Genomic DNA, 12,664 nt, shown 5'->3' on the forward strand with positions numbered 1-12,664 from the left:
TCAGTGGCTCGTACCGAGGTACGCGCTGATGACTTCTTCGTTGGTGCGCACTTCCTCGGGCGTGCCGTCACCGATCTTCTTGCCGTAGTCCAGAACGACCACGCGGTCGCTGATGTCCATCACCACGCCCATGTCGTGCTCGATCAGCACGATGGTGGTGCCGAACTCGTCGTTCACGTCGAGGATGAAACGGCTCATGTCCTGTTTTTCTTCCAGGTTCATGCCGGCCATGGGTTCGTCCAGCAGCAGCACCTGCGGCTCCATCGCCAGGGCGCGGCCCAGGTCCACGCGCTTCTGCAGGCCGTAGGGCAACTGGCCCACAGGGGTCTTGCGGAAGGCCTGGATTTCGAGGAAGTCGATGATGTGCTCGACGAACTCGCGGTGCTGCTCTTCTTCGCGCTGGGCCGGGCCGATGCGAAGCGCCTGCAGGAACAGGTTGCTCTTCATGCGCAGGTTGCGGCCGGTCATGATGTTGTCGATCACGCTCATGCCCTTGAACAGCGCCAGGTTCTGGAAGGTGCGCGCGATGCCCATCTCGGCCACCTGGCGGCTGTTCATGTGCTTGAAGTGCTGGCCGCGGAAGGTGATCTGACCTTCCTGCGGCTGGTAGACGCCGTTGATGCAGTTGAGCATGGAGCTCTTGCCCGCGCCGTTGGGGCCGATGATGGCGCGGATCTCGTGCTCCTTGACGTTGAACGAGATGTCGGTGAGCGCCTTGACGCCACCGAAGCGCAGGCTGATGTTCTGGACGTCGAGGATGACGTCGCCGATTGTTTTCTGGCTCATGCTGCGGCTTTCACGGGTGCAAACGTCTTGGCGTCGCTGATCTTCAGTGTGGCGCTCACGCTGCCGGTGCGACCGTCCTCGAACTTGACCTGGGTTTCGATGTACTGCTCGGCCTTGCCGCCGTAGAGCGCGTCCACGAGCACGCTGTATTTCTCGGCGATGAAGCCGCGGCGGACCTTGTTGGTGCGGGTGAGTTCGCCGTCGTCGGCGTCCAGCTCCTTGTGCAGCACCAGGAAGCGGCTGATCTGGCTGCCGGCCAGCAGGGTGTCGCGGCTGAGGTCGGCGTTGACCTTCTCCACGCATTCCTTGATCAGCTCGTACACCTCGGGCTTCTGCGCCAGGTCGGTGTAGCCGGCGTAGGGCAGGTTGCGGCGCTCGGCCCAGTTGCCCACGGCCTCGAAGTCGATGTTGACCATCACGCAGACCTTCTCGCGCTGGTCGCCGTAGGCCACCACTTCCTTGATCTGCGAGAAGAACTTGAGCTTGTTCTCGACGTACTTGGGCGCGAACATGGCGCCGTCGTTGCTGCCGCCCTTGATGCGGCCCACGTCTTTCACGCGGTCGATGATCTTGAGGTGGCCCGAGGCGTCGATGAAGCCGGCGTCGCTGGTGTGGTACCAGCCGTCGGCGGTCAGCACCTCTTCGGTGGCCTTGGGGTTCTTGTAGTACTCCTTGAGCAGGCCGGGCGACTTCACCAGGATCTCGCCGGTCTCGCTGAGCTTGATCTCCACGCCCTCACAGGGCACGCCCACGGTGTCGGCGCGCGCCTCGTGGTCGGGCTGCAGGCAGACGAACACGGCGGTTTCGGTGGAGCCGTAGAGCTGCTTGAGGTTGATGCCGATGCTGCGGTAGAAGCTGAACAGGTCGGGGCCGATGGCCTCGCCCGCGGTGTAGGCCACGCGCACCCGGCTCATGCCCAGGCTGTTGCGCAGCGGGCCGTAGACGAACAGGTTGCCCAGTGCGTATTTCAGGTTGTCCATGAAGCCCACGGACTTGCCGTCCATCCTGGCGGGGCCGACGCGGCGCGCCACGTCCATGAAGGCGTGGAACATCTTGCGCTTGAGCGCGCCAGCGTCTTCCATGCGGATCATCACCGTGGTGAGCAGGCCTTCGAACACGCGCGGAGGGGCGAAGTAATAGGTGGGGCCGACCTCCTTGAGGTCGATGGTGACGGTGGCGCCCGACTCGGGGCAGTTCACCACGTAGCCGGCCACCAGCCACTGGGCGTAGCTGAAGATGTTCTGCCCGATCCAGGCCGGCGGCAGGTAGGCCAGCACCTCGTCTTTTTCGGTCAGCTTGTCAAAGCGCGCGCCGACGGCCGCGCGGTCGATCAGGGTGCTGTGGGTGTGGACCACGCCCTTGGGGTTGCCGGTGGTGCCCGAGGTGAAGAACATGGCGGCGACGTCGCCAGGCTGCGCCTTCTCGACCTCCTCGCGGAAGAAGCCGGGGTGTGCCTTGGCAAAGGCCTGGCCCGCGCCGACCAGCTCTTCCAGCCCTCCCAGGCCGGGCTGGTCGTATTTGCGCAGGCCGCGCGGGTCGTCGTAGAAGATGTGCGCGAGCTGCGGGCACTGGGGCTGGATTTCCAGCATCTTGTCGACCTGCTCCTGGTCCTCCACCACCGCGAAGCGCACCTCGGCGTTGTTGATCGGGAACACACACTCGTTGGCCACCGCGTCCTGGTACAGCGGCACGGGGATCGCGCCAAGCGATTGGGCTGCCAGCATGGTGGCGTAGAGGCGGGGACGGTTGGCGCCGATCACCACCAGGTGCTCGCCGCGGGTCAGGCCGGCCTGGTGCAGGCCACAGGCGATGGCCTCGACCAGCTGCGCCATGCCCGACCAGCTGGTGGTCTGCCAGATGCCGTATTCCTTCTCGCGCATGGCCGGCGCGTCGGGGCGCCGGGTCGCGTGGTCCAGCAACAGCCGGGGGAAGGTGGTTTGCATGTGCTTGACTCCTTGGGTCTTCCGCCGAGCGGGCAGGAAGACGGTGACCGCCTGATTCGATGGGGCGGATAGTAGGCCGATGTTTGACGTCATGTTGTCGGTGCGACGACAATTGACGGGTCAACCCTGCTAGGACTTTCCCTAGGAAAATCCGGCACGGTGCGCCGATGTTTGTCAGGTGCCCGCAAGTCTGGGCGTTCTGGTGCGGCGTGGTCGCTGCAGTGGCCGTGGCAAATGGAATCCAGGGAGTGAATCAACACGGCGCTGCGCCACGCGAACCGGCCGCCGGACCTTGCCTGCTTCATGTCTTTTGCTGTTTCCCTGCTCCTGCTGGCCTGGGTGTCCCTGCGCTGGGCCCGCCACCTCTCCGATGCGCCAGCCGACCGCTACTGGATCTTTGTCGGCACCGCCCTGCTGCAGGTCGGTGCGATCACCGGTCTGACCTCGCTGGCGCACCAGCTGACCCCCGCGGGCTGGCTCGTGCTCCAGGTGCTCATGGCGGCGGCCACTGCTCCGCTCACCGGCGGCTGGCGCCGGGGCGGCGTGGCTGGGTCGCTGTCGGGCGGGACGGGGCTGCGCGCCGCCCTGGTCACCAGTTTCAAAGGACTCACGGCCTGGGGCCTGCTGCTGCTGTGCGCCATCGTCGGTGTGCTCCTGCTGGTGCTGGTGCGGCAGGCGCTGGAACCGCTGTACCACTTCGATGACCGGATGTACCACGCCTCGCGGGCCCTCTACTGGATACAGCACGCGACGGTATTCCCCTTTGAGACCCACAACATCCGGCAGAACCTGGTGCCCTTCGGCAGCGAGCTGTTCTTCCTGTGGCCGGTGCTGCTGACCAAGTCAGAGGTGGTCGGTCGGCTGGTGTTCGGCCTGGCGTTGCCGCTGGCGGCCATCGGGCAGTACCTGCTGCTGCGGGCATTCCGGTTGGGGCAGACGGCCGCGCTGGCCGGGGTGCTGATCCTGGTCTCGACGCCACTGATCGTTTCCAGCGCTTCGGGTTTGAAGCCGGAGGTCTGGTCGGTGCTCTCGCTGCTGGGCCTGGCCTACTGGGCAGTGTCGCTCTGCGACGGGGCCGACAGGCCGGGGCTGCGCTGTTTCTTCCTCGGGGTGTTCGCCGCACTGAGCACCAACGTGCGGTCGTTTCCTGCGGCGCTGCTGCCCGGCCTGTTGCTGATCCTGTGGTGGGCCCCCGCGGCGGCTGGCGTCGGGGCACGGCTCAGGGCCTTCGGCGCAGGCCTGCTGGGGGCGGGGGTGCTGAGCACCCTGCTCATTCCCCTGGCCTTCAACACGGTCCACTACCTCCACCCCATGGGGCCCCCGGAGGTGCGTCGGGTGGTGCAGGCCGAAACCACGCCACAGGTGGCCTACACCCATGCCATCCGGTTCGTGTCCTTGCTGCTGGAGTTGCCGCACGCCCCGCTGTCGCCCGAGGTGCGGACCGGCTTCAGCGCCGCCACCAACCGGCTCATTTCGGCGGTCGGAGCGGGGCAGCCCCTGGCGGGCGAGGCAGAGGGCCCATGGCCGGGGCGGTATGTGTACGCCCTGCCCGAGCAGGCCACACGGTTTTCGTTGTGGGGGCTGCTGTGGCTGCCGGTGCTGGGCGTCGCCGCCTGGCGGCTGGCCGGATACCTGAGGACGCGCCGACGGCTCGACGGGGTGGCCGCGCTGGCGCTGCTGGCCATTCCATCGCTGGGGGCGGTGCTGTTCGGCGCGCGCTGGATGGCCCACTCCGAGGTGCCCGCGCGGTTTCTCTGCGGCCCTTTTGCGCTGGCGCTGCCGCTGGGGCTTGCGCTGGTCGCACCGCGCCTGACCGCCGGCCTGGCCCGCAGGCGCCTGGTCCAGGGGCTGCTGGCCCTGCTGCTGGTGTATGCGGTGTACCCGCAGGTCCGGAGTCTCGCAAAGGAGGTGCGCCAGGCAATGACCGATCCGCTGCCAGGCATCGACGTCAACGAGCCCTTCGACGAGGTGCTGCGTTCGGCCATGCCGCCGGGTTCGCGGGTGCTGCTGGTGGGCCACCAGGATGTGCGCGACTACCCGCTGTTCTCGCCTGGCACGGGGTATTCGAACGCCGTGATCCCCTGGGGAACAGCGCCGTTGGACGAGGAGCGGATGCGCCGCCTGATCGCCTCGGAGCGGGTGACCCATGTGCTGATCCAGGACGATGCACGCGCGCTGTTCCGCTGGTTTCCCCCGGTCGACACGCGCGCGATGGTGCGCTGGCTCAATGCCCAGGAAGATCTGAAGCCGGTCTTGCTGCGATCGGCCGGCCAGCGGCTGTACGAGGTGACCGGCGCCGCGCCTGTGAACGAAGCGCCCTTTCGCAGCCTGGAGGCCCCGGCCGCGGCGCCCCTGATCGGTGTTTCGGGTGCGTTGCAGGAGCAGGTGGGGGTGGACGAATCGGCCCTTCAGACCCCCTGGCCCGTCAACGACCTCGGCGGCGACGAGCGCGGTTTCCTGTGGCTGGGACAAGGGCATGCCCAGGGGATCGGTTTTGCCCTCTGGTCCCGGCGGGCGCTGGAGGTCGACCTCCGGATGGACATGGAGCCCGGCCCCGGCATGACCGTCCCGGGACGGCGGTTCATGTTGCTCCACAACGACCTGCCGGTGGGCGGAGAGCGCCGCTTCGAGGGCGTGACATCGGCCGTGGTCCGTGTCCGCCTGCACGCCGGGCGCAATCTCCTGAGCCTGCTGGCACTGGACCGTGCGACGGTCGTGCCCCTGCCCAACGGCGATCCGCGGGGGCTGGTGGTGGGGCTGCGGGCGATCCGCGTCGAACCGGCGACGGCGCCCGCCGCCACGGCGGAGACGCCGCCGGCGAAAAGTGACGGGCTCTCCCGCAGTGCGCGCCTGGCGGTGGGGCTGATCAACCGCCGGCAGCAGGGCGACGGCTACTGGTTCACGGCATACACCAGCGGCACCACCTACGAGCGGCCGGTGGAGGAAATGAACACCTACCTCACCGCCCTGATGGTGGACCTGCTGGCGGCCGAGGGCACCCCCGAGGGCCTGTCGGCCGGTCTGGACCGGGCGCGTGCGCATCTGAACGACCAGATCGAGCCTGGCGGCCTGGTGCGCTACCACGGCAGACCCGGCGGACGGGCCGCGAGCGAGACCGGCATGTGCACCATCACGCCCGATGCCGACGACACCGCGCTGGTCTGGCGCCTCGCGCCGGGCGACCACTCCCTGCGCCCCCGGGCGCTGGCGGGCGTTCGGGCCTACCGCACCGCAGAGGGCCTCTACCGCACCTGGCTGTCGCCTGAAAGCGGCTACCAGTGCCTCAACCCCGGCGCCGACCCGAACCCCGCGGACATCGGCATCCAGATGCACGTGCTGATGTGGCTGGCGCAGGACGACCCGCCCGCGGCCCGCGAACTGTGCCAGGCGCTGCGCCGCACCGTCGATCAGGACCGGCTCTGGGTCTACTACAGCCGGGCGCCGCTGGTGCCGGTGATGCGCCAGCCCGACCTGCGGGCGCATGGCTGCGACCTGGCGCTGCCCGCCGACAGGGTGCGGGCCGAGTTCCCGGAGCAGCAGGTCTGGCTCGATGCCGCGCGCCTGATCGCCCGGATGGGGCCGGAGTCGACCAACCGGCCGACCGCCGATGAAGCGCGGCCGCTGCTGGAGGCCCTGGCCGCCGACCGGTTCGCCGCGGTGCGCAACAACCCGCCCATGCTCTATCACAACGACCTCAGCGCCTCGGTGTCCCGCAGGTACTGGTCGGAAGACGTCGGCTACGCGATGTGGCTGCGGATCTTCCTGGGCACCGGGGGTTGACCATGACCATCCGCTTGACCGGCACGCGCCGGTGCCGGGCCCTGCTCGCCTGCATCCGGTACGACGAGATCGTGGTGCTTCAGGGTGCGCCGGTGCTGGGCGCGGTCTTTGCCATCGGGGCGCTGGACACCGCCCGTGTGGGCCTCCTGATGTTGCTGGTGCTGGCCAATGCCGCGCTGGTGGCCCATGTGTTCCTGCTCAACGACTGGGCCGGCATCGAGCACGACAGCCGGGACCCTGCCCGGGCGTCGCGGGTGTTCCTGCAGCGCGGGATCAGCCGCCGGGAGATCGGTGTCCTGGTGCTGCTCACGCTCGTGCTCAGCATGGCCGGGCTGGCCTGGCTGGGCCGCACGCCGCTGCTGCTGGGGCTGCTGCTGATGATGGCGAGCGCCCTGTATTCGCTGCCACAGGTGTCGGTCAAAGGCGTGCCGCTGGCCAATTCCCTGCTGCACTTCGTCACCGGGGTGCTGCACTTCCTGATGGGGTACGCCGTGTACCGGGAAATCGACGCCGGCGGGGCCGTGATCGGGCTGTTCTTCGCGGTGGTGTTCAGTGCCGGGCATCTGACGCAGGAAGTCCGCGACGCCGAGGCCGATGCGCGCAACGGCATCCGGACCAACGCCGTCTGCTTTGGTCGGCGCGCCTGCTTCCTGGTGGCCTTCGGGCTGTTCACGCTGGCCAACGCCCTGTTGGTGGCGCTGGCCCTGCAGGGGAGGGTGCCCGACGCGCTGGTCGCGGTGGTCGCCCTGGCGTATCCCGTGCACGCCTTCTGGACCTGGCAGGCCTTGCGCGAGGGTCTGCCCCATGTCAGCGTACGGCGCCTGCAAGTGCGCTATCGTGTGCTGTATGCGGGCATCGGGCTGGCGATGGTCACATCACTGCTGCTGGTGTGAGTCCTTGCCGTCCGGCCCCGATGTCCCCTGTGAGAGGCCCTCGCCATGCCGTCCACCACCCCTCTGCGCTCCGGCGCGACACTGCGCGCCACCGCCCGCCCGCCGTCGCTGGACGAGCTGGGCGAAATCCCCTGGCTGAACAGCCTCACCCCGGCCGAGCGCCAGCGGGCTCTGGACGCCCTGGTGGTCAACGAGGTGCAGGTGGGTGAACTGATCTGCCGCATCGGGCGGCCGGCGACCTACTGGTTCGGCCTGCTCGACGGCCTGCTCAAGATGAGCAACGACGATTCGCAGGGCGCGGTGATCACCTTCACCGGCGTCGCGCCCGGCGGCTGGTTCGGCGAGGGCACGGTGCTCAAGCGCGAGGCCTACCGCTACAACATCCAGGCCCTGCGCAGGAGCCGGGTGGCCGGACTGCCCGTGGACACCTTCCACTGGCTGCTGGACCACTCGATCGGCTTCAACCGCTTCGTGATGAACCAGCTCAACGAGCGGCTGGGCCAGTTCATCGCCGCGCGCGAGATCGACCGCATCTCCAGCCCCGACCTGCGGGTGGCGCGCAACCTGGCCGCGCTGTTCCACCCGCTGCTCTCACCCAACGTCGGCGGGGTGCTGCGCATCACCCAGCAGGAGCTGGCCTACCTCGTGGGCCTGTCGCGCCAGCGGGTGAACGAGGCGCTGACGGCGCTGGCCGACAAGGGCTGGATCCGGGTGGAGTACGGGGGCTTGCGGGTGCTGGACCTTTCTTCGCTGCGGTCCGGGGAGCTGTAGCGGGCCGGCATGGCCGTGGGATCATCGGGACATGACCGACAAACCCAAGACCTTGCAGCTCAAGGCCAAAGCCCCGGCCGAGAGGCCGGCGGCCCCGCGAGCCCCGGTGCGCCCGCGCGGCCCGGCCCGGGCCCGTCCCCTCTCTGAAGTGAAGGCCGAACGTGCGGCGCGTGAGGCCGCCTGGGCGGCGCAGAACCCGCAGGGCGACACCGCACCCCGCCGCCCATCGGAGGCACCCCGGCCGTCCCGCCCGCCGCGCGACACCCGGCCCGACCTGGCCCGCGTGGGCAACGTGCGTGGCGAGATCCGCCTGAACAAGCGCATGGCCGAACTGGGCCTGTGCTCGCGCCGCGAGGCCGACGAATGGATTGCGCGCGGCTGGGTGCTGGTCAACGGCCAGCCCGCCGTCATGGGCCAGCCGGTGCCGCCCGACGCGCAGGTCGAGGTGCTGCCGCAGGCGCGCCACCAGCAGGCGGGGCAGGTCACCATCCTGCTGCACAAGCCGGTGGGCTATGTGAGCGGCCTGCCCGAAGACGGCCACGAGAGCGCCGCCGTGCTCATCAAACCCCAGAGCCACTGGCGCGATGACCGCAGCGACCGCCGCTTTGAGGCGGTGCACACGCGCGGGCTGGCGCCGGCCGGCCGGCTGGACATCGACTCCACCGGCCTGCTGGTGCTGACCCAGGACGGGCGCGTCGCGCGCACGCTGATCGGCGAGGACTCGGGCGTCGAGAAGGAGTACCTGGTGCGCGTGCACTGGGCGCCGAACGGCCCCAAGGGCGCGGGCGTGGTGACGCAGGACGTGCAGGCCGTCTTCCCGGCCGAGCGCCTGGCCCTGCTGCGCCACGGCCTGAGCCTCGACGATCAGCCCCTCAAGCCAGCGCAGGTCGACTGGCAGAATCCCGAGCAGCTGCGCTTCGTGCTCAGGGAAGGCAAGAAGCGCCAGATCCGCCGCATGTGCGAGCAGGTCGGCCTTCATGTGGTCGGTCTCAAGCGCATCCGCATCGGCCGCGTGATGCTCGGCAATCTGCCGGTGGGGCAGTGGCGCTACCTGGGCGGAGACGAACGGTTCTGAGCCCGGCGCCCACGATCGCATGACCAAGCCCACTCCGACCGGACCGCTGCGCCAGGCCCTGCTGCGCCACGTGCGCCCGACCGACTTGCAGGCAGCGGCCCAGCTGGCGGTGCAGGGCACCCACGGCGTGATCAACATCGCCGAAGGCGTGCACCAGGCGGTGCACCGGCGGCTGGGGCTGTCCGGTGGCACGACGGGTGAGCAGACCAGTGGCCTGACGGGGCAGATCTACCAGGCCGTGCGCGGCGTGGCCCGGCTGGCGGGCTGGGGCACGAACGCGGCGCTGGGCGTGCTGCTGCCGCTGCTGGACGACCCGGCGACCCATCCCGAGGCCTCGCCGCAGCGCGAGACGGTGCTGGCCGCACTCAACGGCGTGCTGGGCGACCGGCTGCAGGCACTGGGCAACCCGCTGGCGCAGGCGATGGAGCTGCGCGCCGGCGGCGTGCCGCTGTCGTTGTCGCCTGGTTCGCTGAAAGAAGAGCTGCCCGGCGCCGGTCCGCACATCCTGCTGCTCGTTCATGGCCTGTGCATGAACGACGCGCAATGGCGCCGCAGCGGGCACGACCATGGGGCGTTCCTGGCGCAGGCGCTGGGCGCCACGCCGCTTTACCTGCGCTACAACAGCGGCCTGCACATTTCGGTCAACGGGCGCGCGCTGGCGCTGCTGCTGGAGCAGCTGGTGGCTGCGTGGCCCGTGTCGCCGGAGCGCATCACGATCGTGGGCCACAGCATGGGTGGTCTGGTGGCCCGTTCGGCGGTGGCGGTGGGCCAGGCGGCGGGCCTGTCGTGGACGCAGCTGTTGCGCGAACTGGTCTTCCTGGGCACGCCGCACCACGGCGCGCCGCTGGAGCGCGCCGGCCACGGGGCCGACTGGCTGCTGGCCGCCAACCCCTTCACCGCGCCGTTCGCGCGGCTGGGCCAGTTGCGCAGCGCGGGCATCACCGACCTGCGCCACGGCCATGTGCAGGACGCCGACTGGCAGGGCCGCGACCGCTTTGCCTCGGGCGCCGACCACCGCCAGCCCTTGCCGCTGCCCGAGGGCGTGGCCTGCTATGCGGTGGCGGCCACGCTGGCCGGGCAACGCAGCCGGCTGGCCGAGCGCCTCACCGGCGACGGCCTGGTGCCGCTGGACAGCGCGCTGGGCCGCCACGAAGACCCGTCGATGCGGCTGGCGCTGGCGCCCGAGCACCAGTGCACTGTGTTCCGGACCGGGCACCTGGACCTGCTGTCCAGTCCGAAGGTGGCGGCCCAGCTGCAGACCTGGCTGGCCGCGCCGGCTTGACACCCCGGCTTGAAATCGCGCGGCCTGCCCATAATTGCGCCCTCGCGAGTGCCACCCGGCCGGTCCGGAGCGGGTGGCATGGCCCTCATACCTTCTGACGATTTTCAAAGAACATGAGCAAACAGACCCTCTCCTTCCAGGCCGAGGTGGCCCAGCTGCTGCACCTGGTCACCCATTCGCTGTATTCGAACCCCGAGATCTTCCTGCGCGAGCTGGTCTCCAACGCCTCGGACGCCTGCGACAAGCTGCGCTTCGAGGCGCTGAACAACGCCGCGCTGTTCGAGGACGCGCCCAACCTGGACGTGCGGGTGGCCTTCGACAAGGACGCGAAAACCATCACCATCACCGACAACGGCATCGGCATGAGCCAGGCCGAGGCGGTGGAGCACCTGGGCACCATCGCCAAGAGCGGCACCCGCGACTTCATGAGCCACCTCAGCGGCGACCAGAAGAAGGACGCCCAGCTGATCGGCCAGTTCGGCGTGGGCTTCTATTCGGGCTTCATCGTGGCCGACAGGATCGTGGTCGAGTCGCGCCGCGCCGGCCTGCCGGCGGCCGAAGGGGTGCGCTGGACCAGCGGTGGCACGGGCGACTTCGAGGTCGAGACCATCGAGCGCGCCGCGCGCGGCACCACCATCACCCTGCACATCCGCGAGGACAAGACCGAGTTCCTGAGCCACTGGAAGCTCAAGTCGCTCATCACCAAGTACTCCGACCACATCAGCCTGCCCATCCTGATGCAGAAGGAAGAGTGGGACGCCGAGAAGAGCGAGTACATCACCCGCGACGAGTGGGAGCCGGTGAACTCGGCCAACGCCCTGTGGGCGCGCAGCAAGAAGGACATCAGCGACGAGCAGTACGCCGAGTTCTACAAGAACATCAGCTACGACCAGGCCGACCCGCTGGCCTGGAGCCACAACCGCGTCGAGGGCAGCACCGAGTACACCCAGCTGCTCTACATCCCGTCCAAGGCGCCGATGGACCTGTGGAACCGCGACCGCAAGGCCGGCATCAAGCTCTATGTGCGGCGCGTCTTCATCATGGACGAGGCCGAGAGCCTCATGCCCGCCTACCTGCGCTGGGTCAAGGGCGTGGTCGATTCGGCCGACCTGCCGCTGAACGTGAGCCGCGAGCTGCTGCAGGAAAGCCGCGACGTGAAGGCGATCCGCGAGGGCAACACCCGCCGCGTGCTGACCATGCTGGACGACCTGTCCAAGGACGCCGACAAGTACGCCGCCTTCTACGCCGAGTTCGGCGCCGTGCTCAAGGAAGGCCTGGGCGAGGACTTCTCCAACCGCGACAAGCTGGCCAAGCTGCTGCGCTTTGCCAGCACCACCGGCGACGCGGTGACCGTGTCGCTGGCCGACTACAAGGCCCGCATGAAGGACGGCCAGAAGGCCGTCTACTACATCACCGCCGACACGCTGGCGGCGGCCAGGAACAGCCCGCAGCTCGAACTCTTCCGCAAGAAGGGCATCGAGGTGCTGCTGATGACCGACCGGGTCGACGAGTGGGCGCTGTCCTTCCTGCCCGAGTTCGACGGCACGCCGCTGCAGAGCGTGGCCAAGGGGGCGGTGGACCTGGGCGAGCTGCAGGACGAAGAAGAGAAGAAGGCGGCCGAGCAGGCGGCCGAGAGCTTCAAGCCGGTGCTCGACAAGCTCAAGGAAACCCTCAAGGACAAGGCCAGCGACGTGCGCGTGACCACCCGGCTGGTGGATTCGGCCGCCTGTCTGGTGGTGGGCGAGGGCGAGCTCTCCAGCCAGCTGGCCCGCATGCTCAAGGCCGCGGGCCAGAAGGCCCCGGAAGCCAAACCCACGCTGGAGGTCAACCCGTCGCACCCGCTGGTGCGCAAGCTCGACGGCTCGGCCCATTTCGACGACCTGGCGCACATCCTGTTCGACCAGGCGCTGCTGGCCGAGGGCGGCCTGCCCGACGACCCGGCCGCCTACGTCCGGCGGGTCAACGCGCTGCTGGCCTGAGCGCTACGGAAATCGAGTGCATAAGGTCTGAAACCCGGTCCGGTATCCGGCCCGGGTTTTTTTGCGCCCGAACGGCGTTTGGACGACAGTTGCGCCCGTGAAACAGGTCGCAGATGACTACACTGGCAGATTGGGAGCTTCCGATCGGGGCGATT

The 12,664-nt window shown here is 69.0% G+C and carries 8 protein-coding genes; 6 read left to right on the top strand and 2 right to left on the bottom strand.

Features of this window, described 5'->3' with window-relative positions:
* Together HPF_RS03150 and HPF_RS03155 are read right to left on the bottom strand one after the other, a co-directional pair.
* Positions 1-786: an ABC transporter ATP-binding protein gene (locus HPF_RS03150; RefSeq protein WP_066153903.1), complete on the bottom strand. Its 786-nt coding sequence runs from the start codon at positions 784-786 to the stop codon at positions 1-3.
* Entirely contained in the window at positions 783-2,729 is a 1,947-nt protein-coding gene (locus tag HPF_RS03155; protein ID WP_133155721.1) for an AMP-dependent synthetase/ligase, read from the bottom strand. Before HPF_RS03155 ends, HPF_RS03150 begins: the two co-directional genes overlap by 4 nt.
* A 303-nt stretch (positions 2,730-3,032) precedes the next feature.
* On the opposite strand from HPF_RS03155, the gene HPF_RS03160 reads away from it, so the two are divergent.
* The 6 genes from HPF_RS03160 (at position 3,033) to htpG (ending at position 12,509) form a co-directional block, all read left to right on the top strand.
* Entirely contained in the window at positions 3,033-6,509 is a 3,477-nt protein-coding gene (locus HPF_RS03160; protein WP_133155722.1) for a hypothetical protein, read from the top strand.
* A gap of 2 nt (positions 6,510-6,511) precedes the next feature.
* Entirely contained in the window at positions 6,512-7,402 is an 891-nt protein-coding gene (locus HPF_RS03165) for a UbiA family prenyltransferase (protein ID WP_133155723.1), read from the top strand.
* Positions 7,403-7,447: 45 nt separating this feature from the next.
* Entirely contained in the window at positions 7,448-8,173 is a 726-nt protein-coding gene (locus tag HPF_RS03170; RefSeq protein ID WP_066153891.1) for a Crp/Fnr family transcriptional regulator, read from the top strand.
* 31 nt (positions 8,174-8,204) lie between these two features.
* Complete coding sequence (locus tag HPF_RS03175; protein WP_341785650.1) at positions 8,205-9,248, top strand: pseudouridine synthase; 1,044 nt, start codon at positions 8,205-8,207, stop codon at positions 9,246-9,248.
* 19 nt (positions 9,249-9,267) lie between these two features.
* Entirely contained in the window at positions 9,268-10,530 is a 1,263-nt protein-coding gene (locus tag HPF_RS03180) for a PGAP1-like alpha/beta domain-containing protein (RefSeq protein ID WP_133155724.1), read from the top strand.
* 113 nt (positions 10,531-10,643) lie between these two features.
* The gene (gene htpG / locus HPF_RS03185; RefSeq protein WP_133155725.1) at positions 10,644-12,509 is read left to right on the top strand and encodes a molecular chaperone HtpG; all 1,866 of its coding nucleotides are present in this window, start codon (positions 10,644-10,646) and stop codon (positions 12,507-12,509) included.
* The last annotated feature ends 155 nt before the right edge of the window (positions 12,510-12,664 follow it).

This window comes from Hydrogenophaga pseudoflava, from assembly GCF_004353865.1.
GTDB classification, from domain to species: Bacteria; Pseudomonadota; Gammaproteobacteria; order Burkholderiales; family Burkholderiaceae_C; genus Hydrogenophaga; species Hydrogenophaga pseudoflava.